The sequence below is a fragment of the Amycolatopsis solani genome (assembly GCF_033441515.1).
GTDB classification, from domain to species: domain Bacteria; phylum Actinomycetota; class Actinomycetes; order Mycobacteriales; family Pseudonocardiaceae; genus Amycolatopsis; species Amycolatopsis solani.
Genome location: NZ_JAWQJT010000001.1, coordinates 1,267,022 through 1,289,067 on the forward strand (window position 1 = coordinate 1,267,022; position 22,046 = coordinate 1,289,067).

Sequence of the window (22,046 nt, forward strand, 5' to 3'; positions counted from 1 at the left end):
ACACCTCCTCATCGTGTCGAACACCCGTTCGATTATGCCGGATCTTCGCTCTCGAAGCACGCGGCTCGTCCCGTGCTTCCCCATCACCCGGACCTCGTCACCTCGATGATCGACGACAACGCCGACCGGTGGTGGCAGACACGCGGAACGCCACGGTGAGTACAGGCCCGAGGCGGCACGCTAGATCCCCCACAAGGCCGATGGCAATTCCGGGTGGGGACCCATCTGTGGACAACCTGGGGATGAATGGGGGTAACCAATCACAGGTGCCGCGTGAGCTGTGGACAAGTTGGGGACAAGCGTGATCGGCTTAAGTAAAACCGCAGGTCAAGGGCTGTGAACAAGCTGTGGAGAACTTGCCGAAAACTCGTTCGGCGTGTCGCGTGAAGTCCGTCCTTCGGCGTGTCGTGGACCAGCTCGGACCCATTGACCGACGCCACCTGTGGATGAATATCACGGAGGGTAGAGCGACCACCCGGTGGGCTGAACGGCGCCGGCGTCAGGCCGCGGTGAGCCGGCCCTGTGCGCTGCGTAACCGGTCAGCGAGAACGCGCTGGTCGGCCGGGGTGAAGGCGATCCGGTTCTCGCCACGCCCCGGAATCTCCTCGGTCAGCCACCGGCCTTCCGAGGTATCGATGTAGTTAACCGGGCGTTCGATCCGGTGCCGCGCGCCCGTCCGGCTGCGGGCGGCGACGTAGAGGCTGCCGCTGCCCATCCGGCGCAACGCGAGGATCCGGCGGAGCTCGTCGGCCTCCTGCGAGCCCTCGGCCGGACGGTCGTTGCGGAGCACTGCGAACTCGCCGTCGTCGCCGCGGGCGGTGCCCTCGATCTGGCTCTTCGGCACCGCCAACGGCGTCCCGCGGCCCGGTGCCAGCTTCGGGATCTGGCCGAGGAAGTCGTCGAGCAGCTCGCCGGGCCGCGAAGACCCCAGCACGACGACGTCCAGCTCTTCGTGCTTGGCCAGCACGAACGCCTCCCCGCCGGCGCTGCCGCCGAGCAGCCGGTAGCTGACCGCCTTGCCCTGGAAGCCGCCGTCGATCCAGCCGTAGTACTCCAGCTGCGGCCGGGCGATCGCCTCGACCGTGGCGACGAATCCGGGGTGCATGCCGCGCGGGCCGAAAAGCCCGGCCTTGGCGAGCTCGGCGTTGACCCGCTCGTCCTCCGCGCGCTGGGCCTCGTCGCTGTACCAGGTCGGCGTCTCCGCCAGTACCGTGTGCGGCTCGCCGCCCCGGCGCCGGATCAGGTTGACCAGGGTGCCGGTCGTGATGGTGACTTGCCTGTCCAGCACCGCACTTCCCCCATTGAAAACAGTTGGTGAACCCGAAGCGGCCGGGCGCGCTCATCTTGGCACGCGCCCGGCGGTCCCGCGTGCGCTACTCGCCGATGACCGGCGGTGCGGTGAGCTCGTCGGTTCCGAAGATGTCGTTCGGGTCGTCGCCGAGGAGGTACTTCGACGTGCGTTCCTCGTCGCCGCCGCCCTGGCCCTTGGCACCGTGACCCATGCCGCCCATGCCACCCATCCCGGTGGACCCGGCCCGGCCGGCGCCGGCGCCGCCCGCGCCCATCGCGCCACCACCGGCACCCAGGCCGCCCCGGCCCGCACCCGCCGCCCCACCCGGGGTGGCCGCGCCGGTCGAGCCGCCGGGGCCGAAGCCCCCGCCACCCGGACCGAAGCCCGACGGGTCGCCGACCCCGCCCGAACCGCCGGGGCCGAAGCCGCCGGCGCCGGGGATCGAGAAGTCGCCCGCGCCACCCGACCCACCGGGACCGAAGCCGCCGGCCCCGGGGATCTTCGGCGGTGTGAAGCCGGACGAGTGGGTGCCGTCGCCGAAGTTCGGCGGCGTGTAGTTGCCGCCCGGAACCTGGGACGGGTCGAACTTCCCACCGGGGATCTGGGAGGGATCGAACTTCGGCGGGGTGTAGTTGCCACCGGGGATCTGGGACGGGTCGAACTTGCCGCCGGGTGTGGTCGGCTGGCCGCCGAAGGACGGCACGCTCCCGCCACCCGGCATGTTCACGCCGGGCACGGACCCGCTGCCGTTCCCGGTCCCGTCGCCGGTGCCGTTCCCGTTGCCGTCGTCGCCCGGCTTCTTCTTGCCGTCCTTGCCGCCGTCGACGTTGACGTTCTCCTGCTGCCCCTTGAGCGCGGAGTACGCCGGCATCTTCTGGCCGTTGTCGTTGCTCGCCTTGTAGTAGGTGTTGAAGGCGTCGACGTTGGCCTGGCCCTTGGAGTTGTAGTCGCGGATCGCCCGGTCGGTGTCGGTCGTCCACGGCGTCACCGCGTTGAGCAGGTTGTTCTTCGGCGGGTCCTTCGGGACCTCCTGGACCTGCGTGTGCACGGTGGTGAAGGCGTTGTGCTGCTCGCCGAGGTACTTGTCGGACTCGGTGAGCTTGGTGCCGGAGTCCTCCATCCACACCCGCAGCGGGTGCGCGCCGGCGTTCTGCGCCGCCTCGGAGCCGCCGCCCGTCCAGGCCGCGTCCATCTCCTTGGCCAGTGCGTCGATCGTGCTGAGCCGCTCGGAATACGCGCCCTTGAGCCGGCTCGCCGCCGACTGCCCGTTCGCGATCGAGCCCGCGCCGGGACCGTGGGTGATCTTCTCCCAGATGTCGTAGCAGTCGATCTTCCGGTCGCCCTGCGTCGAGGCGTGGTCGTCGGAGTGCGTGGTCGCCATGTTGTAGGCGGCGAAGCCACCCAGCAGCACCAGTTCCAGCATCTCAGCCTCCCAGGGTGTGGATCATCGACTCGCCGAACTTCATCGCCACCGAGCACGGGTCCGAAGCGCCGGCGCCGTTGTCGTACTGCACCAGGATGTTCACCGCCAGCTGGTCGGTCACCGCGACGAACAGGCCGCACTTGCCGTTCTTGCGGTCGTCGACCGCGGCGGCGTAGACGCCCGGGTAGCCGGCGGCCTGGGTTTCACCCCAGTACGCGTCGTTGGCCTTGGTGTCGTAGACGTCCTGGAGCCCGTTCTTGTTCGCGGTCACCGTGGTCACGTCGATCTGGTTGCCGGGGTCGGCCGCTTCGGTGAACGTGCAGCTCGGGCCGTTGCCCGTGCTCCGCGGTTCGCCTTCGCCGAGCCCCAGGTCGGAGCGCGCCGACGCCGACAGCGTCGCGCAGGCGTCCGAGGTGATCGCGCCGGTGTTCAGCGGGCTCGGCACGTGCGGCGCGGTGTCGGCGACGGAGCGGGTTTCGCTGCTCGACTCGGCGGTCGACGGCGCCGCGTTCGCGGTACCCCTGGTCTTGCCGCCGCACCCGGCGACGGCGAGCACGGCGAAGGCCAGTGCCGGGACGGCGAGAAGTCGTCGGTTCACGTGGCCTGGTTCCCCGTCTTCGCCATGTCGGCCTGGGTGTCCGACTCCTTGGTGGTGATCTTCTGCTTCGCGGCCGTCAGCGCGTCGATGTAGTTGGTGACGTATTCCTGCATCTTGCTGTTCTGCTCGAGGAAGGCCTTGCCGGACGGGTTCGCGAGCTTCTCCCAGTCCTCGCTGGCGAACTCCTTGCCGGGCGCCTTCACGTTCGCCATCAGGTTGGCGTCGTCGTAGTCGCGCTTCAGGTCGGCCCGCAGATCCTGCCACTTCTTGATGACGGCGTCGATCTTGTCGGCGTCGAACGTGAAGCCACCGCCACCGGCCGGTGCTGACATGTTGACTTCATTGGCCATCCGGATCCATCCCCTTCGCGTCCCCGCCCATTCTCCTCCGACGCCGCCCGCGTGTCCGGGGTTCCCCCGAAACGCGTGAAGGCGGGCCGCCCACCAGGGACGACCCGCCTTCCGACGACGTACTGCTTTACTGCGCGGCGGCCTTGACCTCGAGCCGCACGTCGACCTTCACGTCCGGGTGAAGCCGGGCGCCGACCGAGTGCTTGCCCACGGTCTTGATGTGGTCGCGGAGCTCGATGACGCGCTTGTCGAGCAGCGGGCCACCGGCCGCCTTGATCGCGTCGACGATCTCGCCGGCGGTGATCGAACCGAAGAGCTTCTTCGAGCCCTCGGCCGCCTTGCCGGTGAGCTGGATGGCGCCGAGGCCCTCCAGCGTCGCCTTGATCTCCTTGGCGTGGTCGAGGTCGCGGATGCGACGGCTCTCCTGCGCGCGCTGGATGGTGCGCACGTTCTTCTCCGCGCCCTTGGAGGCCACGATCGCGTAGCCCCGCGGGAGCAGGTAGTTGCGCGCGTAGCCGTCCTTGACCTCGACGATGTCGCCGGGGCCGCCGAGGTTGGCCACGTCCGTGGTGAGGATGATCTTCGCCATTTCAGTGCCCTCCCTTAGCGCGCGGTCGAGGTGTAGGGGAGCAGCGCCATCTCGCGGGAGTTCTTGACCGCGATGGCGATGTCACGCTGGTGCTGGCTGCAGTTGCCGGTGACGCGACGGGCACGGATCTTGCCGCGGTCGGAGATGTACTTCCGCAGCAGGTTGGTGTCCTTGTAGTCGATCAGTTCCGGGCGGCCCTTCTTCTCGGCCTTGCAGAACACGCAGACCTTCTTCTTGGGCTTGCGGATGGGTGGCTTGGCCACTGTCTACTCCTGGTAACTCAAATCTTTGTGGATGTGTACGAGATCAGAACGGGGGCTCGTCCGAGAAGCCGCCGCCACCGCCGCTGCTCGCGGCCGGGGCGGAACCCCACGGGTCGTCGGCCGGTGCGCCGCCGCCGCCGCGGTTGCCACCGCCTCCGCCGCCGCCGCCGAAGTCACCACCGCCGCCGCCACCGCGGCTGACCTTGTTGACCTTGGCCGTGGCGTAGCGCAGCGAGGGGCCGATCTCGTCGACCTCGAGCTCGACGACGGTGCGCTTCTCGCCTTCCTTCGTCTCGAACGACCGCTGCTTGAGGCGGCCCTGCACGACGACGCGGGCGCCGCGCGTCAGCGACTCGGCGACGTTCTCCGCCGCCTGCCGCCAGATGTTGCAGCGCAGGAACAGCGCCTCGCCGTCCTTCCACTCGCCGGACTGCCGGTCGAGCGTGCGCGGGGTGGACGCGACGGTGAAGTTCGCGACCGCCGCACCGGACGGGGTGAAGCGCAGTTCCGGGTCGGACGTCAGGTTGCCGACCACCGTGATGACGGTGTCTCCAGCCATCGGGGTTCCCCTCGGGCTCAGGCCTTGGCGGCAGCGGGCTTGGGCGCTGCGGCGCGCTTGACCTCGCGGCGCATGACCTTGGTGCGGAGCACGGTCTCCTGCAGCGACAGCTGGCGGTCCAGCTCCTTCACCGCGTCCGAAGACGAGTTCAGGTCGAGCAGGGCGTAGATGCCCTCCGCGTGCTTCTTGATCTCGTACGAGAGGCGACGACGGCCCCAGACGTCGACCTTCTCGACGCTTCCGCCCGAAGTGCGGATGACGTTGAGGAACGTGTCGAGGGTCGGGGCGACCGTACGCTCGTCGAGCGTGGGGTCCAGGATGACCATTACCTCGTAATGGCGTGACACAACCACTCACCTCCTATGGGCTCGCGGCCACGGACTGTCCGTGGCAGGAGGGTTTGTCCAGGTAAGGCTACCTGGGGGTGCCGGCGGGACCGGACGGCGGGGTCAGCTCGCGCGGCGCAGGACCCAGGTCCGGACGAGGCCGGCGGTGACCCCGGCCAGCACGATCACGGCCAGCAGCATCGGCAGCTGGACGTCGTTCGAAGCGCCGTTCGAGGCGAGCGACTGCGCGTTGCCCGCGTCCCGGATGTCCGCGCCCTGGCCGCTCTGGTCGCCCGGCCCTGCCTGCGGCGCGGAGGCGTCACCCGGAAGGGTGCCGTTCGCCGGGTAGCGCACGCCCGGGGCGACGGCCGTGCCGGCGGTCGCGGTGGGGATGCCGCTGTAGTCGCGCATCGGCGCGCTGCCGCCCGTGCCGCCGGAGGTGCCGGGGTTCAGGTTGGCGAGGTTGCCGGAGGTGCCGCCGGGGGTGGTCCCGGTGCCGCCCTGCGGCGTGCCGGCGTTCGGCTGGGTCGGCGTGCTGGGTGCCACGTAGTTGCCGGCGAGCAGCGTGAGGCCGCAGCCCTTGGCGACGGTGCTCTCCACGCTGTTCAGCGTCTTGTTCCAGTCGAACCCGAGGCCCCAGGTGCCGGAGTTCGCCAGCGCGGTGCGCACGGCCTTGCCGATCGCCGCGCCGGTGGCTTCGCCGCCCGCGGAGTTCGGCACCTGGCCCACCGGGATGGCGTGGTTCTTGGCGATGGAGTCGCCCGCCCAGCTGCCGACCGCCAGCGTGCCGGCGTTGTTGGCGCCGTTCGTGACGAGGGTCTTCACCGAGGCGCCGTCGATCGCGATCTGGTCGCCCATCTGGCCGGTGACCGTGCCCGTGCAGCTGCTGCTGACGACCTGCTGCGCGGCCGAGGCGGTGCCCGCGAAGAGGAAGGCTCCCCCGGTCACGAAGGCGGCGACAGCGGTGACGGTCAGTGCGCGGCGGGTCGTCGGCCAGGTGGGGATCTTCCGCACGAGCACTGTCCTCCAGGGAATTACGGGGGCGTCGTTCCAGGCAACACCGGGACCAACGAAGGAGATACGTGAAAGATACTCGGCAGTCGGGTCAATTCGCAGCGGCCATTCGGCGGAGCACCCAGGTGCGGACGAGGCCCGCGCTGACTCCGGAGAGTGTCAGGACCGCGATCAGCAGCGGCAGATTCGACCCGTTCGTGAAACCGTCCGACGCGGACGGTAGCGCTTCGGCCCGGCCCGCCGTCTGGACGCCGGAACTGCCGTCGGCCGCGGTGCCGTCCGGCCCGGTGAGGCCGTACTGCGGGGCGTAACCCGGGACCTGGCTGCCGTACCGGATCGCCGGCGACGGCGTGAACAGGCCGGCCGTCGCGAACGGGATGCCGCTGTAGTCGCGCATCGGGGCGTAGCCGGTGCCGATGCTGAACGGGAAGCCGCCGAACGCCGGGCTCGCGCCGCCGCCGGAGAAGCCGGGGAGCAGTGGGCTGTTCGCCTCGGGGATGCCGCCGGAGCCCGGCTGGGTGCCGCCTTGCTGCGGGTTGCCCCCGGTGCCACCGGACGGCGGCTGCTGGGGGTTGCCGCCGGTCCCGGGCTGCTGGCCGGGGGCGGGCTGGCCGCCGCTCAGCGCGGACAGGCCCTGCTGGGTGCCGCTGGTCACGCCCTGCACGCCCTGGTTGATCGCGCTCGCCGCGGGTGCGCCGACCACCGGCACCGGGGAGACGACGGTGTTCACCACGTTGACCGTGACCTGGCAGAGGGTGCCGAGGATCGCGTTGATGGTGCCGGTGAGCACCTTGGTGCCCTCGGTGACGATGCCCAGGTCGAGCGGAATGCCGAGCAGCGGGGTGGTGGCCTTGATCGTGTCGCCGGGCTTGGCGCTCACGGTGCTCCCGCAGGCCACGGTCTTCGTCTCCGCCGAGGCCGTGCCGGGCAGGCCGAGGACGGCCGAACCCGCGAGCACGAACGCCGTCGCTCCGACCGCCGTTGCCCTCCGTGTCCGCTCCTGCATGCGCGCCGCCCCTAGGTGTCGTGGCCTCTTACCCAGGACAACGACGTTAAGGCAGCCGGGTGACGCCCGCTCACTCAGAAATGTCCGGCATTCGAGTGGAACCGGGCGTCACCCTGCGTCAAAGCTCAGGCGGGCTTGCGGCGGATCCAGGCGCGGACGAGGGCCGCGGCCACGATCGCGAGGGCCAGGACCGCGAGCAGCATCGGCAGTTTCGCCGGCGGCGTGAGGCCGGGGAGCGCCTCCGCCGTGCCGGACCGCTGGGCGTCGACCGTCGGGACCTGCGTGCCCGGGATGATCTGCGCGACCACCGGGGCCTGCACCAGGGTGCCCGGCAGCAGCGCGGCGTTGGTGAAGATGCCGGAGATCGCGTCGCCCGGCAGGCCCGCGTTGCCCGGTCCGGTGGTCACCGGGCCGGTGCTGTCGCCCGGCGGGTTCTGGCCCGGCGGCACCGGGGACGGCGGCGCGGGCTGGGGCGGGTTCGGGCCCGGCGGGAGCGGCAGCGGGGGCAGGTCCGCGCCCTGCACGACGCCGCCGACCGTGTTCACGACACCCTGCGCGGCCGGGCAGACGCCCTTCGCCGTTGCGTCGCCGACCAGCGGCAGTTCGCCGACGCCGAGCGCCTTCACGGTGTCGCCCACCGGCAGGGTGAGCAGCGGTGCCGAGCCGTTGGTGTTCCGCGCGCTGGAGTCGAGCCCGACCGTCAGCTGGTTCGGCGAGTTCAGCGGCGCGCCGGCGTCGAGCACGAGACCGGTCTTCGCGTCGCGGGCCTGGCCGTTCTGCAGCGTGGCCGCGCAGTCGCCGCCGAGGGTCGGACTGGTGTCCGCGCTCGCGACGCCCGGCAGCACCAACGCGGCCGAGGCGGCGAAAGTGAATCCCAGTGCGGTGATCCGGGTGAACTGCTTCCCCATCGATGCCCTCCGGCAGTCGGACCAATCTGGATCACGGAACGCGCTCACGGTACTCCACGAGCGTCACCAACCGGTCCCGCAGGGGAAAGGGGAGCCCGGAGTAGCGTGCTCGGCATGCTGATTGGCGCCCATGTCCGTGACGACGACCCGTTGACCGCGGTCGCCGAGCGCAAAGCCGACGTCGTCCAGTTCTTCCTCTCGGACCCGCAGGGCTGGAAGGCCCCGAAGCCCCACCCCCACGGCGAGGCCATCGCGGCCGACCCCGTCGAGGTGTTCATCCACTCTCCCTACCTCATCAACGTGGCTTCGCTGAACAACCGGATCCGGATCCCATCCCGTAAGAACGTCACGCAGCACGCGGACGGTGCGGCAGCCATTGGCGCGAAGGGCCTGATCGTGCACGGCGGGCACGTCGGCGCGAACGACGACGTCGAGGCCGGCCTGGACAACTGGCGCAAGCTCTTCGAGCGCGAGCAGGAAAAGGGCGGCTTCAAGGTCCCGATCCTGATCGAGAACACCGCGGGCGGCGAGAACGCGATGACCCGCGACCTCGACGTCATCGCCCGGCTGTGGGACAAGGTCGGCGAGTTCGGTGCCGGGTTCTGCCTGGACACCTGCCACGCGTTCGCCGCGGGCTGGGACCTCGCGACCGCCGTCGAGAAGGTCAAGGCCATCACCGGCCGGATCGACCTGGTGCACCTCAACAACTCGCGCGACGAGTTCGGCTCGACCCGCGACCGGCACGCCAACGTCGTCGAGGGCGAAGGCACGATCGACCCCGAGGTGCTGGCCGAGGTGGCCCGCGCGGCGGGCGCGCCGGTCGTCGTCGAGACCCCGGCGGACGGCCAGGCCGCCGACATCGCGTACCTGCGGGAGAAGCTCGCTTAGACCGCGACGGCCTTCCGGCGGCGGCGCCGGACGGCGTTCGGGACGATCACGTCCCGGGCGCCGTCGAGGAAGCCGCCGGCCGGGTCGTCGTCGCCGTCGCGGCGGACCAGGTCGGTGCCCGGCCGGTAGATCTCGCGGACGACCAGCACGCACAGCCCGGCGACGGCCAGGTCGCGCACCACGACCGTGCCGAGGAACCAGCCTTCGGGCAGGCCCTTGTGGTCGACGCCGAGGTAGTAGAACATCCGCGGCACCCAGACCAGCGCGTCGATCAGCATCCAGGTCAGCAGTAGCCGCCAGCGCGGGATCGCCAGCACCGCCAGCGGCACCAGCCACAGCGAGTACTGCGGGCTCCACACCTTGTTCGTCAGCAGGAACGCGGCCACGACCAGGAACGCGAGCTGGCCGACGCGCGGCCGTCGTGGCGCGGCGAGCGCGATGTAGGCGATGCCCGCGCAGCAGGCCAGGAACAGCACGGCCACGGTCAGGTTCAGGTACGTCGGCGTCTGGTTCTTCTGCAGCACGCCGTCGAACCCGGTCCAGCCCGTCGTGTACGAGAGGACGTTGTACAGCGAGTCCGGGTCCATCGGCCGCAGCGTGTTCATCCGGAAGAACTCCCACCAGCCGCGGGTGGCGGTGAGGATGAACGGCGCGTTCACCGCCAGCCACGTCACGACCGTGGCGGCCGCGGTCTTCCAGAACGGCGTCAGCTTCCCCGCGCGCAGGCACAGCACGAACAGCACGCCGAGCAGGAACAGCGGGTAGAGCTTCGCGGTCGCGCCGAGGCCGAGCAGCAGGCCGGCGAGCAGTGGCCGTTTGCGCGCCCAGGCCAACAGGCCGGTCGCGGTGAACGCGGTCGCGATCGCGTCGAAGTTGGTGAAGGCGTGCACCAGCACCAGCGGCGAGATCGCCACCAGCACCATGTCCCACGGCCGGCGTTTCATCGTGCGCCCGGTCGCCCAGACGGTGACGAGCCAGGCGAGCGCCAGGAAGAACGCCGTGATGTCGAAGTAGATGGCGACCGGCAGCCCGCCGGGCAGCCAGCCGGCCTCGGCGACGTGGTACCAGCCCGCCGCGAGCTTCGCGTTCGCCCACTGGAAGAGGCCGGTGAACACCGGGTATTCCATGTACCGGGTGCCGTTCTCCGCCGTCTGCGTGTTCTCCTTCCACGACGTGTAGTACGGGAAGGTGCCCGCCCGGTCGAGCCGCTCGGAGCTGTAGAGCGGCACGATGTCGGAGTAGCACATCGCGACGAACGGGCGGCCCGCGCGCCAGTCGAGCTGGGTGGCGCCGCTCGAGTCCTGGTACTGCTGGATGCAGGAGCCCTTGCCGAACCAGCAGAGCATCAGTGCGAGCGTGGCGAGCAGCAGCCCGACGCGCTGGGGTGACCAGAACCAGTGCCTGCCGACCGCCGCGTGCTCACCGAGCGGGCCGCCGACGGGTCTGGTGACCGCCGCCGCGAGTGGCTCGTTCCAGCTCGGGACGACCCGGTCGGCCCGGGTCAGCGTCACGGGACCGGGATCCGGCTCCCGCGTGGTCTCCTCTGGCACGAGGCGGATCGTATCGGTGATCCTGCAGCACGGCGGTGAAGCCGGTGATCATGCCGGATTCGCGTAGTACGAGGCCAGGACCTCGGCGGCCGCGCCGCGGGTGACGAGCTCCTCGCCGGAGGTGTCCTCCACGACCTCGATCCGCTGCCAGTGCGGCAGCGGCAGCAGCTCCTCGAGCCGGGCCGAAACGGCCTCGCGGTGCACGTCCGGTTCGTCCCGCACCGCGCGTCCGGCCAGCACGATCCGTTCCAGGTCGAGCACCTGGACGAGGTCGGCGAGCCCGATGCCGAGGTAGCCCGCGGCGGCCCTCGTGTCCGGCGCCCGCTTGGCCATGATCTCGACGCAGCCGGCCCGTCCGCAGGCGCAGCGGGGCCCGTCGTAGGCGATCGTGGTGTGCCCGAACTCACCCGCGTTGGTCCGCGGGCCGCGGTAGAGCCGCCCGTCGATCAGCAGGCCGACGCCGATGCCGGTGCCGACGAGCACCACCGCGGTCGCCGTCGGTTCGCCGTGCGGCCACAGCCGGGCGAACGCGGCGGCGTTGGTGTTCTTGTCGAGCGTCACCCGCAGCCCGGTGCGCTTCTCCAGCAGGTCGCGCAGGGGGACGTCGTGCCAGCCGGGCATGTTCGTCGCGTCGCGGACCAGGCCGGCGAGGTGGTCCAGCGGGCCGACCGCGCCCAGGCCGAGGCCGAGCACGTCGAAGCCGTCGGCGAGCTCGAGGGCGGCGGTGCCGATGGCCTCGACCGCCTGCTCGGGGGTGAAACCCGGGGGCAGCGGGCCGCCCGCCACCTCCTCGACCTCGCCGATGAGGTTGGTGCGCAGCACGCGGAACTCGTCGCGGTCGAGGCGCGCGCCGAGCGCGTGCCGGGCGCCGGGCCGGATGGTCAGCAACGTCCGCGGCTTGCCGACGCCCGTGGACGGCTGGCGTTCTTCGTCCAGCAAGCCGGCGTCGAGGAGTTCGGGCACGATCTTGGAGACGGCCTGCTGGGTGAGCTCGGTGCGCTCGGCGAGTTCGACGCGGCTGAGGCCGCCGGCGCGCAGGATGTGCGTGAGCAGCAGGGCGCGGTTGTGCTCCCGCACGCTGCGCAGGTTGACGCCGGTGTCCGCCATGGTCAGGATCTTCGCACGTCTGGCCAATTACGCAACAGTGTTGTTTAATGGCGGGCATGAGTGACTTGCGCGTGGGTGTTCTCGGGTACGGCATCGGCGGACGGGTTTTCCACGCCCCGCTGGTGGCGGCGACGCCCGGCCTCACCCCCGCGGTGATCTCGACGTCGTCCAACGCCGGCCAGGCGCGCATCGACCACCCCGGCGCGGAGATCGTGCCGGACGCCGACGCGTTCTTCGAGCACGCCGGCGAGCTCGACCTCGTCGTCGTCAGCACGCCCAACCGCACGCACGTGCCACTCGCGCTCCGGGCGATCGAGGCCGGCCTGCCCGTCGTCGTCGACAAGCCGTTCGCGCCGACCGCCGCCGAGGCCGAGCGGGTCGTCGCCGCGGCGAAGGCGGCGGGTGTCGGCCTGACCGTGTTCCAGAACCGGCGGCTCGACTCCGACTTCCTCACCGTCCGGAAGGTCCTCGAGTCCGGGAAGCTCGGCGAGGTCTTCCGCTTCGAGTCCCGCTACGACCGCTGGGTGCCCAAGCCCAAGGACAACTGGCGCGAGTTCGGCGACCCGGCCGAGGCCGGCGGCCTGCTCTACGACCTCGGCGCGCACATCGTCGACCAGGCGCTGCAGCTGTTCGGCCCGGTCACGCAGGTCTACGCGGAGACCGACCGCCGCCGGGCCGGCGTCCAGGTCGACGACGACGTCTTCGTCGCGCTGAAGCACGCCAACGGCGTCCGCTCGCACCTGTGGGCGAGCGCGCTCGCCGGCACGCAGAACCCGCGGTTCCGGGTGCTCGGCGACCAGGCGACCTTCACCAAGTACGGCCTCGACGTGCAGGAACCGCAGATCAAAGCGGGCATGCGCCCGGGCGACGAAGCCTGGGGCGTCGAGCCGGCGTCGGACGCGGGCAAGATCGGCGTCGGCAACGACGTCAAGACCGTTCCCACCGAGACCGGCCGCTACGAGCAGTTCTACGCCCAGGTGCGTGACGCGCTGCGCGGCGAAGGCGAGTTCCCGGTCGACCCCGAGTCGTCGGTCGCGGCCCTGCGCGTGATCGAAGCCGCGCACCGCTCCGGCGTCGAAGGTGCAGTCGTCGAACTGTGACCCGCTGAACCAGGCCGTGACCTCGGTGACCCCCAGCTCCGAGGTCACGGCCGCCTTCGGCTGCGCTGCTGGTCCTGCAGCTCCTGCAGCCGCTGCTGGAACTCCCGGATCCGGTCGAGCTGGTCGTTCTGCTGGCGGTTGCCGTCGCCGAACTGGACCGGATTCCGCTGGTCCCGCTGCTGCTGTTGCTGTGGCGGCGGCTGGACCTGCACCCGGTCCTGCGGCGAGCTGATCGCGGCGACGCGGTCGAAGCGCTCCCCCGGCCGTCCCGCCAGGTAGAGCTGCATGAACCGGTCCCAGATCGGGCCGGCGAGCGTCGAGCCGAACAGCGGGGCGCCACCCGGGCCGCGCAACGCCTTGTCACCGTCGCCGCCCACCCAGACCGCGGCCGACACCGAAGGCGTGTAGCCCACCATCCAGGTCTGGGAGTTCGCGTTCGCCGCCGACGCGGGTTCGTCGTTCTGCGGCGTGTGCTGCTGCGTCCCCGTCTTGCCCGCGCACTCGTGGCCGGTCGGGCAGGTCAGCCGGGAGAACTGGATCACCGGTGCGAGCGCGGCCGTCACGTTCCCGGCGATCTGCGCGCTCTTCTGCGTGTCGTTGTCGGCGAACGCGTCGATCGAGCGGAGCTTCGCCTCGTACGCGGTTTCGCCGTTCGCGTTGGTCACCTTCTGCACGAAGTGCCGGTCGCGCTGGACCCCGCCCGCGGCGAAGGTCGCGTACGCCGAAGCCATGTCGGCCGGCGTGACCTGCGTGCCGCCGCCGCCGATGGAAATGTTGTTGTCGCCGGTGAACAGCTCGCTGCGGCCGCCGTTGTCCTTCGTCCGGATGCCCGCCTCCCGCGCGGCTTCCGCCACGCCGGCCGGCTTCGTCACGTTGAGGACCATGTCGTAGAACACCGTGTTCGTGGACCGCTGCATCGCCTCGGAGACGGTGCACTCCTGCGAGCAGCTGCTGCTGTCGCCGGCGTTGCGGATCGGCAGGTCGACGCCGGGGAACGTGCGCGGGGACGTGCCGTCGAACCGGGCGTCGAGGCCGCGGCCGAGCTTGAGGAACGCCGCCAGGTCGAACGGCTTCATCGACGACCCGGGGTTGTGCGCTTCGTCGGCCCAGTCGCGCCCGGCCAGGTCCTCGCCGTTCGGGCCCTTCACGATCGCGTCGCCGCCGTAGTAGGCGAGCACGCCGCCGGTCTTCGGGTCGACGGCCACCAGCGCGTTCAGGATCCGGTCGTCGGTCTGCTCCGCCATCCCTTCGGCCACGGCCTTCTCGGCCGACTGCTGCGCCTGCGGGTCGATGGTGGTGAAGACCTGGAACCCGCCCGAGTAGTACTGCTTCTCGTCGATCCCCTGCGCGGCCAGCTCGGCCTTGACCTGCTTCTTGAGGAACGGGTTCAGCGCGCCGGCCTGCCTGCTCTCGCGCAGCGGGATCGGCGTCGGGAACTTCGCCGCGGCACGCTGGGCCGGCGTCAGGTAGCCGTTCTTCAGCATCCGGTCCAGCGCCGTGGTCCACCGGTTCGTCGCGACGGCCGTGTTCTCCGAGCGGCCCGGCTGCTGGATCAGCCCGGCGAGCAGCGCGGCTTGCGAGTAGTCGAGCTGGCCGGCGTCCTTGCCGAAGTACGCCTGCGCGGCGGCCTGGATCCCGTACGAGCCGCGGCCGAAGTAGATGATGTTGAGGTAGGCGGTGATGATGTCCGCCTTCTCGTAGGTCTGGTTCATCTTGAACGACTTCGCGAGCTCGACCCACTTGCGGGTCAGCGTCGGGTCGTCGTCTCCGGACGCGTTCTTGATGTACTGCTGCGAAATCGTCGACCCGCCGCCCGAGCCGCCGGTGACCTGGTTGTAGGCCGCGCGCAGGATGCCGCCGACGTCGAAGCCGGAGTTCGTTTCGAACGACGCGTCCTCGGTGGCGATCACGGCTTTCTTGACGACGTCCGGGATCTGGTTCGCCGTCAGGATCTGCCGGTTGCCGCCGGTGGGCACGTCCTTGCCCATCTCGGTGCCGTCGCTGAACAGGTAGGTGACGGCCTGGCCCTGCGCCTGCGCGATCGTCTCCGGTGAAGGGACGTCGACGGCCAGGTAGGTGATCGCGAAGGCGACCCCGGGGACGACGAAGAACAGCCCCGCGGCCACGTACCCGATCCGCCGGATCCGCCGCCAGCGCCGTCGCCGCAGGTCCTGGGCGGTGAGCGGCCGCGGCCGGCGGCGGGGCTCACCGGCGCGCTGCCGGATGATCGGCACGGTCGGCGGGTCGTCCGGCTCGGTCCCGTTGTGCGCGTGGTGGGTGATCAGCTCGGGCTCGCTGCCCAGCAGCCCGGCACGCGGCGCGGGCCGCCGGGCGCGACGACGTCGGGGTTCGGGCTGCCGGTCGTGGTTCACGGGCCGTCCTCCACGGTGGGCTGCGGACGCAGTCCTCTCGGGAGGCACACGTACCGCCGCCCACCGTGGTTCAGCCGGCTACTCCTCCGGGTCCGGCGTGCCGGTCGGAGTTTCCTTCGGGGTCGTCGACGGCTTCGGGTGCTTCGGCGTGCTCTCCTTCGACGGCGGCTGACCGCCGTCGTGCCCCGGGCCGTGGCCCTGGTCGCCCGGATCGCCCTGGTCGCCATCGGGGTTCTCGTCCGTCGGGGTCGCGTCGGTCGTCGTCGGCACGTCGGACGACGGCGGGGGCGCGACCTCGCCGCCGATGCGCTCGACCTTGTCGAAGCGCTCGCCCGGCTTGCCCGTCAGGTACAGCGACAGGAACTTCTGCCACATCGGGCCGGCGATCGTGGAGCCGTAGATCGGCGAGTTGTTCTTGCCGTGCAGCGGCTTGTTGCCGTCGCCGCCGACCCATGCCGCCACCGAGACCGACGGGGTGTACCCGACCATCCACGTCTGCGAGTTCGCGTTCGCCGCCCACGCCGGCTCGCCCGCGACCTTCGTGTGCTGCTGCGTCCCGGTCTTGCCGGCGCACTCGTGGCCGTTGGGGCACTTCAGCTTCGAGAAGCCGATGACCGGCTTCAGCGCTTCGGTGACGTTGCCGGCGATCTGCCGGCTCTTGTCCGAGTCGCTGTCGAACACGGCCTTGGCCTCGGTCTGGGCTTCCCAGGCGACTTCGCTCTGCGCGTTGGTCACCTTCTGCACGAAGTGCCGGTCGCGCTGCTGGCCGTTGGCCGCGAAAGTCGCGTACGCCGAAGCCATGTCCAGCGGCGTGATCTGCGTTTCGCCACCGCCGAGGGAGATGTTGTTGTCCTTGGTGGAGATGATCGACTGGCCGCCGTCCTCCTTGACCTTGACGCCGGCTTCCTTCGCGGCTTCCTTGACCGGGCCCTGCTTGGTGTCGTGCAGGACCATGTCGTAGAACACGGTGTTCGCCGAGCGTTCCATCGCTTCGGCGACGGTGCACTGCTGCGAGCAACTGCTGCCCGGGCCGGCGTTGCGCACGACGCGGCCGTCGAAGACGCGGTTGTTGGAGCCGTCGTAGGTGGTGTCGAGGCCCTTGCCCATCTTGAGCAGCGCGGTGAGGTCGAACGGCTTCATCGACGAACCGGGGTTCTGCGGGGTGTCCGCCCAGTCGCGCCCGGCCTGGTCCTGCCCGTTGACCTGCACGATCGGCTTACCGCCGTAGTAGGCGAGCACGCCGCCGGTCTTCGGGTCGACGGCGACGAGCGCGTTGAGCAGGTTGTCGTCGACCTGGTTCTTCATCGCGTCGGTCGCGGCCTGCTCGGCGGCCTGCTGCGCCTTCGGGTCGATCGTCGTCTGGACCACGAAACCGCCGGAGTAGTAGCGGTCTTCCGGGATGTCGTGCGCGGCCAGTTCGTTCTTCACCTGCTGCACGACGAACGCGGGCGGCGCGCCGGCCTGCTGCTTGCTGTCCTCCAGCGGGATCGGCGTCGGGAACTGCGCCGCCGCGCGGTCGGCCGCGCTGATGTAGTTGTTCTTCACCATCCGGTCGAGCGCGGTGTTCCAGCGGTCGTTCGCGACCTTGGGGTTCTCCGACCGGCCCGGCTGCTGGATCAGGCCCGCGAGCAACGCGGCTTCCGAGAAGCTGAGGTCCTTCGCTTCCTTGTGGAAGAAGGCCTGCGACGCCGCGCCCACCCCGTACGCCCCGCGCCCGAAGTAGATGATGTTCAGGTACGCGGTGATGATGTCCTTCTTCTCGTACGTCTGGTTCATCTTGAAGGACTTGGCCAGCTCGGTCCACTTGCGCGTCAGCGTGGGCGCGTCGTTGTCGGTGGCCTTCTTGATGTACTGCTGCGAAATCGTCGAACCGCCGCCGGTACCGCCGGTGGCCTGGTTGTAGACCGCGCGCAGCAGGCCGCCGACGTCGAAGCCGGAGTTGGTCTCGAACGAGTCGTCCTCGGTCGCGATCGCCGCGTGCTTCATGACGTCGGGGATCTGGTCGGGCGTCAGGAGCACCCGGTTGCCGCCGCGCGGCACGTCCTTGCCCATCGGCGAGCCGTCGGCGAAGAGGTAGGTCACCGCCTGGCTCTGGTTCTGCGCGACCTCGGTCGGCGAGGGCACGTCGACCAGGAAGTACGTGATGACGAACGCGATCGCGGGGACCACGAAGAACAGCCCGAAGAACCCGTAGGCGACCCGCCGGATGATCTTCCAGCGGCGCTTCTTCTTCTGCTCCGGGGTGAGGACCGGCTTGCCGTCGTCGTCGGGCCGGCCGTCGTCGGCCGGCTCTTCGTACGCGTGGTGCGTCATCAGCTCGGGCCCGCCGCTCATCGGCGGCGGCTCGGGCCGGTAACCCCTCGGCTGCTGCGGCGGTTGCTGCTGCCACGGCTGCTGGGGACGCCGCGGCGGCTGTCCGTGGGGGCCCTGCGGTCCGGACGGCCCACGACGGCGCGGATCAGGACCCTGGCCCGGCGGCCAGGAGCGGGATCGTTCGTCGGGCACGGGGCAGTCCTCCAAGTTCGCGGGCAGCGACGATCGCCACCCCCTCTCTGGAAAAGGACGCGCGAAATCCCGCCGGGTTGCCGGTTGAGCACCCCGAAAACGACTCAGGGCCCTCCGCGATCGCGGAGGGCCCTGCGGTCTAGCCCGGGCCTGCGCCCGGTGGCGCGGCGACTCCGCCGCCACCACCACCCTGGTTGTTGCCCAGCGGGAACGTCGGGGTCTCGCCCGGTCCCGGCCGCGTCGGGCGGGTCCTCGGCGTCGTCGTCTCCGTGTCGGTCTCCGAAGACTCGGTGCTCGGCGGGGTCTCCGTGGTGCTCGGCGGGGTCGTCGTGGTCGGCGTCTCCGGCGGCTTCGTGGGCGTCGTCGTCACGTCGTTGACGTCCTTGCCGATCGGCGCGACCTTGTCGAACTTCTCCGCCGGCTTGCCCTTGAGGTAGAGGTTCATGAAGTTCTGCCACGTCGGACCGGCGATGGTCGCACCGAAGATCGGCTTGTTCTTCGGGTCGTGCAGCGGCTTGTTGCCGTCGCCGCCGACCCAGACCGCGGCCGACACCGACGGCGTGTAGCCGACCATCCAGGTCTGCGCGTTGCGGTCCTTGTACGCCGCGGGGTCGTCGTCCTTGGGGGTGTACTGCTGCGTACCCGTCTTGCCGGCGCACTCGTGGCCGGTCGGGCACTTCAGCTTCGAGTGGTCGATGACCGGGATCAGCGCCTCGGTGACGTTGCCGGCGATCTGCTGGCTCTTCGCGGCGTCGTCGGAGAACGCCGGGTTCGTCTTGATGTTGTTCTCGTCGAACTCGACTTCGTCCTGCTTGTTCGTCAGCTTCGCGACGAAGTGCTGCTCGTGGTAGGTGCCGCCGCTGGCGAACGAGGCGTACGCGGCCGCCATGTCCTCCGGCGTCACGGCCGTGGCACCACCGCCGAGCGAGATGTTGTTGTCGTCGGTGTACAGGACGCTCTTGCCGTCCGGCGCCACCTTGACCCCGGCGTCCTTGGCCGCTTCCGCGACCCGCGACGGCTTCGTCACGTTCAGGACCATGTCGTAGAACACGGTGTTCGCCGAGATCTCCATCGCCTTGGCGACGGTGCAGTCCTTGCCGCAGCTCGCGCTGTCACCCGCGTTCCGGACCGTGCGGCCGCCGAGCACCCGGTTGTTGGAGCCGTCGAACGTCTCGCCGAGGCCCTTGCCCATCTTGAGGAACGCGGTGAGGTCGAACGCCTTCACCGACGAACCCGGGTTCCTCGCCTGGTTCGCCCGGTCCTGGCCGATCTGGTCCTTGCCGTTCGCGTCCTTCACCAGCTCCGGCCCGCCGTAGTAGGCGAGCACGCCGCCGTTCTTCGGGTTGACCGCGACCAGCGCGTTGAGCAGGTTTTCGTCGGTCTGGCCCTTCATGCCCTCCTGGGCGGCCTGTTCCGCCGCGGCCTGCGCCGCCGGGTCGATCGTGGTGTAGATCTTCGCTCCGGTCGAGAACAGCTTGCTCTCGTCGTACCCCTTCGCCGCCAGCTCGTCCTTGATCCGCTGCTGGAGCTGGTAGGTCATCTTCCCGGAGTTTTCCTCCTTGTTGGCGTTCTTCGCGATCGGCGTCGGGTACTGAGCGGTGGCGCGCTCGTCCGCGCGCAGCCACTTGTTCGCGACCATCTGGTCCATCACGTACGTCCACCGCTTCTGGGCGTACGCCTGGTTTTCCGACTTGCCGGGGCCCTGGATCAGGCCGGCCAGCAGCGAGGCCTCGGACGCGTTGAGGTCCTTGGCGTCCTTGTTGAAGTACGCCTTCGAAGCCGCCTGGATGCCGTTCGCGCCGCGGCCGAAGTAGACGATGTTCAGGTAGGAAGTGATGATCTCTTCCTTGGACTGCTGGTTGTTCATCTTGAACGACTTCGCCAGCTCGGTCCACTTGCGGGTAAGCGTCGGGGCGTCGTTCTGCGTGGCCTGCTTGATGTACTGCTGGGAGATGGTCGAACCACCGCCCTGGCCACCGGAAACCTGGTTCCAGACCGCGCGCAGGATGCCGGTCACGTCGAAGCCCGAGTTGGTCTCGAACGTCGCGTCCTCCGCCGAGTACACGGCGTGCTTGACGACGTCGGGGACCTCGCCCGGCTTCAGCAGCTGGCGGTCGCCGCCCGGCGGGAGCTCGCGGCCCATCACCTGGCCACCGGCGTCGTAGTAGGTGATCGGCTGGTTCTGCAGCGACTTGATGCTCTCCGGCGTCGGCACGTCGACCAGGAAGTAGGTGATGACGAACGCGATCGCGGGGACCACGAAGAACAGCCCGACGCAGGCGTAGGCCACGCGGCGGACGATCTTCCAGCGGCGCTTCTTCTTCTGCGCCGGCGTCAGGACCTTCTTGCCGTTCTCGTCGAGCTCGTCCTGGGGCTCGACGTCGTCGGCGAACTCGTTGAAGGCGGCGTCTTCGTAGCCGTCGTCGTACGGGTCGCGCCCGAAGTCGTCGGTGCCGTTGTGCGCGTGGTGGGTGATGAGGTCCGGTTCACGGCCCGGGGGCGGCACCGGCCGTCCGCCGCGTGGCTGGCGGAAGCCTTCCGGCGGCGAAGCGGGCGGGCCCTGCTGCTGGGGACGCTGGCCGGGCGGCGGGACCGCCCGCCGCGGCGGCATGCCCTGCTGCCCGCGGGGGCGCTGCGGGCGCCGGGGCGGCTCTTCGCCGGGCCACTGGGGACCGCCTTCGTCGCCGGACGGCCACTCGGGCGCGCCACCGCCACCACGCGGGTTGCCGCGCGGCGGGGTGTTGCGCTGGGGTCGCCGGGGGGCTTCTTCGCCGGGCCACGCCGGTCCGGGGTCTTCCCCCGGCCACGGGCCTGACTGGGCACGGCGAGGTGCATCTGGCTCCTGGCCGGGCCAGGAGCGGTTGCGGTCGTCGTTCACGAATGGGCCTCCCAGACCGGCGCGGGGTGGTGCGCCGTTCTGCGCTCTTCAGCGGTTGTGATCCAGCTCATCGGCCTGCGGTCCTTCGCGGACCGGCCGGTTCCCCTGTGCCGAGGACGTACGACCGGACCAGGTGGTTCCAGTGGCACGCGCGGCACACTTCGACGTCGTACACGGTGAACTCGGCGAACATCCCGGCCATCCTGGCCAGCTCTTCGGGTGTCCTCGCCGAACCCGCGACGTGCTTGAGTTCGTCACCGTAGACCCAGGACACCAGGGTCAGCGGTTCCTGGCGGCAGATCGGGCAGGGCAGGTCACCGGCCCGGCCGTGGAACTTCGCCGCCCGCAGCAGGTACGGGGTCGCGTCGCAGGCCTCGTGGCTGCCGACGCGCCCGGAGCGGACTTCGGCCAGCAGCGCACGGCGCTGCAGCGCGTAGTCCACGACCTGCCGCTGGTTAATCACCAGGACAGAGTACGGGCTCTTCCTGTGTCGTCCACGCCCCCTAGCGCGACCCCCTCCCCGACCGGGGCGGACACGCCGGACGTTCGATAACTCTCCGGTGAATTTCACGCGCACTGGGTACACGGTCGAGGTTAGCTTCGCCACTTCGATGTATCGGCGCGATATAGTGGCTGAGTAGGTTGGATCGAGGCGACCCGTTCGGAGCAACGCCCGTCGTCTCGGTTTGTTCCCGGAAGGGGGTGCGGTGTGCTGGAGTTCGCGATCCTGGGTCTTCTGCATGAAGCGCCCATGCACGGGTACGTGCTGCGCAAGCGGCTGCACGAGACGCTCGGCACGCTCCGGACGTTCTCGTACGGCTCGCTGTACCCGACCCTGCGGAAGCTGTTGCGGGCCGGGTACCTGGTCGAGGAGCTGGACGAGGCCGACGACCGAGCGTGGTCGCGGCGTGGACGGCGGGTCTACAAGCTCACCGCGGAGGGCAAGGAGCGCTTCGGTGAGCTGCTCGGCGACGCCGGGCCGCAGACCTGGGACGACGAAGGCTTCGGTGTTCACCTGGCCTTCTTCTCGCGTACCCCGGCCGACGTGCGGATGCGGATCCTCGAGGGCCGCCGCCGCCGGGTCGAGGAGCGCCGCGAGGGTTTGCGGGCGGCGCTGTCGAGGGCCGAGGAGAAGATCGATCGCTACACCCGCGAGCTGCACCGGCTCGGGCTGGAGACCAGCGAGCGGGAGGTGCGCTGGCTCAACGAGCTGATCGCGCACGAACAAGCCGAGCGGCAGGGTCCGGAGACCTGAGCCGCCCGGCGCGGGCCGCAGCGTCGCGGCACCAGACCTACTGAACAGACACGGATTGAAGGAG

General features: G+C 70.3%; 20 protein-coding genes. 3 read left to right on the top strand and 17 right to left on the bottom strand.

Going from position 1 to position 22,046, the window contains the following annotated elements; translation table 11 throughout:
- Positions 1 to 499 precede the first annotated feature (499 nt).
- The 11 genes from SD460_RS06375 to SD460_RS06425 all read right to left on the bottom strand — a co-directional run bounded on the left by SD460_RS06375 (position 500) and on the right by SD460_RS06425 (position 8,327).
- Entirely contained in the window at positions 500 to 1,288 is a 789-nt protein-coding gene (locus tag SD460_RS06375; protein WP_290057251.1) for an ESX secretion-associated protein EspG, read from the bottom strand.
- An 85-nt stretch (positions 1,289 to 1,373) separates the two neighbouring features.
- Entirely contained in the window at positions 1,374 to 2,714 is a 1,341-nt protein-coding gene (locus SD460_RS06380) for a hypothetical protein (RefSeq protein ID WP_318305987.1), read from the bottom strand.
- Between the two features lies 1 nt (position 2,715).
- Positions 2,716 to 3,312 carry a DUF3558 domain-containing protein gene (locus SD460_RS06385; RefSeq protein ID WP_290058036.1) on the bottom strand — a complete coding sequence of 199 codons (597 nt, stop codon included), beginning with the start codon at positions 3,310 to 3,312 and terminating at the stop codon, positions 2,716 to 2,718.
- Positions 3,309 to 3,662, bottom strand: coding sequence for a hypothetical protein (locus SD460_RS06390; RefSeq protein WP_318305988.1), 354 nt, complete (start codon positions 3,660 to 3,662; stop codon positions 3,309 to 3,311). The genes SD460_RS06385 and SD460_RS06390 overlap by 4 nt, the downstream gene beginning before the upstream one ends.
- 127 nt (positions 3,663 to 3,789) lie before the next feature.
- Positions 3,790 to 4,251 (bottom strand): 50S ribosomal protein L9, encoded by a 462-nt coding sequence (rplI, locus tag SD460_RS06395; protein ID WP_290058038.1) that lies wholly within the window; start codon positions 4,249 to 4,251, stop codon positions 3,790 to 3,792.
- Positions 4,252 to 4,265: 14 nt separating this feature from the next.
- A complete protein-coding gene (gene rpsR / locus SD460_RS06400; protein ID WP_003098744.1) occupies positions 4,266 to 4,514 on the bottom strand; it encodes a 30S ribosomal protein S18 in 249 nt (82 codons plus the stop codon).
- A gap of 43 nt (positions 4,515 to 4,557) precedes the next feature.
- Positions 4,558 to 5,073 (bottom strand): single-stranded DNA-binding protein, encoded by a 516-nt coding sequence (locus tag SD460_RS06405; protein ID WP_257926070.1) that lies wholly within the window; start codon positions 5,071 to 5,073, stop codon positions 4,558 to 4,560.
- Positions 5,074 to 5,090: 17 nt separating this feature from the next.
- Positions 5,091 to 5,420 (bottom strand): 30S ribosomal protein S6, encoded by a 330-nt coding sequence (rpsF, locus tag SD460_RS06410; protein ID WP_290058039.1) that lies wholly within the window; start codon positions 5,418 to 5,420, stop codon positions 5,091 to 5,093.
- Positions 5,421 to 5,522: 102 nt separating this feature from the next.
- Positions 5,523 to 6,419 (bottom strand): hypothetical protein, encoded by an 897-nt coding sequence (locus tag SD460_RS06415; protein ID WP_290058040.1) that lies wholly within the window; start codon positions 6,417 to 6,419, stop codon positions 5,523 to 5,525.
- A gap of 85 nt (positions 6,420 to 6,504) precedes the next feature.
- Entirely contained in the window at positions 6,505 to 7,419 is a 915-nt protein-coding gene (locus SD460_RS06420) for a hypothetical protein (protein WP_290058041.1), read from the bottom strand.
- 125 nt (positions 7,420 to 7,544) lie between these two features.
- Positions 7,545 to 8,327, bottom strand: coding sequence for a hypothetical protein (locus SD460_RS06425; RefSeq protein ID WP_290058042.1), 783 nt, complete (start codon positions 8,325 to 8,327; stop codon positions 7,545 to 7,547).
- A gap of 114 nt (positions 8,328 to 8,441) precedes the next feature.
- Between SD460_RS06425 and SD460_RS06430 the strand changes: the two genes are divergently transcribed.
- Positions 8,442 to 9,215, top strand: a complete 774-nt coding sequence (locus SD460_RS06430; RefSeq protein ID WP_290058043.1) for a deoxyribonuclease IV — start codon at positions 8,442 to 8,444, stop codon at positions 9,213 to 9,215.
- Here the strand turns inward: SD460_RS06430 and SD460_RS06435 are convergent.
- Both SD460_RS06435 and SD460_RS06440 read right to left on the bottom strand, forming a co-directional pair.
- Positions 9,212 to 10,765: a glycosyltransferase family 87 protein gene (locus SD460_RS06435; RefSeq protein ID WP_290058044.1), complete on the bottom strand. Its 1,554-nt coding sequence runs from the start codon at positions 10,763 to 10,765 to the stop codon at positions 9,212 to 9,214. The two genes, SD460_RS06430 and SD460_RS06435, sit on opposite strands and share 4 nt — an antisense overlap.
- Before the next feature lie 48 nt (positions 10,766 to 10,813).
- Positions 10,814 to 11,899 (bottom strand): ROK family transcriptional regulator, encoded by a 1,086-nt coding sequence (locus tag SD460_RS06440; RefSeq protein WP_438860645.1) that lies wholly within the window; start codon positions 11,897 to 11,899, stop codon positions 10,814 to 10,816.
- Positions 11,900 to 11,928: 29 nt separating this feature from the next.
- Here SD460_RS06440 and SD460_RS06445 point away from each other — a divergent pair, with 29 nt between their 5' ends.
- Entirely contained in the window at positions 11,929 to 12,972 is a 1,044-nt protein-coding gene (locus SD460_RS06445) for a Gfo/Idh/MocA family oxidoreductase (RefSeq protein WP_290058045.1), read from the top strand.
- A 44-nt stretch (positions 12,973 to 13,016) separates the two neighbouring features.
- Here the strand turns inward: SD460_RS06445 and SD460_RS06450 are convergent, their stop codons facing one another.
- The 4 genes from SD460_RS06450 to SD460_RS06465 all read right to left on the bottom strand — a co-directional run bounded on the left by SD460_RS06450 (position 13,017) and on the right by SD460_RS06465 (position 21,190).
- On the bottom strand, positions 13,017 to 15,344 hold the full coding sequence (locus SD460_RS06450; protein WP_290058046.1) for a transglycosylase domain-containing protein: 2,328 nt from the start codon (positions 15,342 to 15,344) through the stop codon (positions 13,017 to 13,019).
- 78 nt (positions 15,345 to 15,422) lie between these two features.
- Entirely contained in the window at positions 15,423 to 17,678 is a 2,256-nt protein-coding gene (locus SD460_RS06455; RefSeq protein ID WP_290058054.1) for a transglycosylase domain-containing protein, read from the bottom strand.
- Positions 17,679 to 17,988: 310 nt separating this feature from the next.
- The gene (locus tag SD460_RS06460) at positions 17,989 to 20,727 is read right to left on the bottom strand and encodes a transglycosylase domain-containing protein (protein WP_318305989.1); all 2,739 of its coding nucleotides are present in this window, start codon (positions 20,725 to 20,727) and stop codon (positions 17,989 to 17,991) included.
- A gap of 67 nt (positions 20,728 to 20,794) precedes the next feature.
- Positions 20,795 to 21,190, bottom strand: coding sequence for a DUF5318 domain-containing protein (locus tag SD460_RS06465; RefSeq protein WP_290062419.1), 396 nt, complete (start codon positions 21,188 to 21,190; stop codon positions 20,795 to 20,797).
- A gap of 246 nt (positions 21,191 to 21,436) precedes the next feature.
- On the opposite strand from SD460_RS06465, the gene SD460_RS06470 reads away from it, so the two are divergent.
- Positions 21,437 to 21,982, top strand: coding sequence for a PadR family transcriptional regulator (locus SD460_RS06470; protein ID WP_086856499.1), 546 nt, complete (start codon positions 21,437 to 21,439; stop codon positions 21,980 to 21,982).
- Positions 21,983 to 22,046: the final 64 nt, after the last annotated feature.

What these genes read in the sequence shown, in the direction of transcription:
- SD460_RS06425 (WP_290058042.1), bottom strand. Translation starts at nt 8,327, where the DNA reads ATGGGGAAGCAGTTCACCCGGATCACCGCACTGGGATTCACTTTCGCC.
- SD460_RS06455 (WP_290058054.1), bottom strand. Translation starts at nt 17,678, where the DNA reads ATGAGCGGCGGGCCCGAGCTGATGACGCACCACGCGTACGAAGAGCCG.
- SD460_RS06380 (WP_318305987.1), bottom strand. Translation starts at nt 2,714, where the DNA reads ATGCTGGAACTGGTGCTGCTGGGTGGCTTCGCCGCCTACAACATGGCG.
- SD460_RS06430 (WP_290058043.1), top strand. Translation starts at nt 8,442, where the DNA reads ATGCTGATTGGCGCCCATGTCCGTGACGACGACCCGTTGACCGCGGTC.
- SD460_RS06390 (WP_318305988.1), bottom strand. Translation starts at nt 3,662, where the DNA reads ATGGCCAATGAAGTCAACATGTCAGCACCGGCCGGTGGCGGTGGCTTC.
- SD460_RS06405 (WP_257926070.1), bottom strand. Translation starts at nt 5,073, where the DNA reads ATGGCTGGAGACACCGTCATCACGGTGGTCGGCAACCTGACGTCCGAC.
- rplI (WP_290058038.1), bottom strand. Translation starts at nt 4,251, where the DNA reads ATGGCGAAGATCATCCTCACCACGGACGTGGCCAACCTCGGCGGCCCC.
- SD460_RS06445 (WP_290058045.1), top strand. Translation starts at nt 11,929, where the DNA reads ATGAGTGACTTGCGCGTGGGTGTTCTCGGGTACGGCATCGGCGGACGG.
- SD460_RS06420 (WP_290058041.1), bottom strand. Translation starts at nt 7,419, where the DNA reads ATGCAGGAGCGGACACGGAGGGCAACGGCGGTCGGAGCGACGGCGTTC.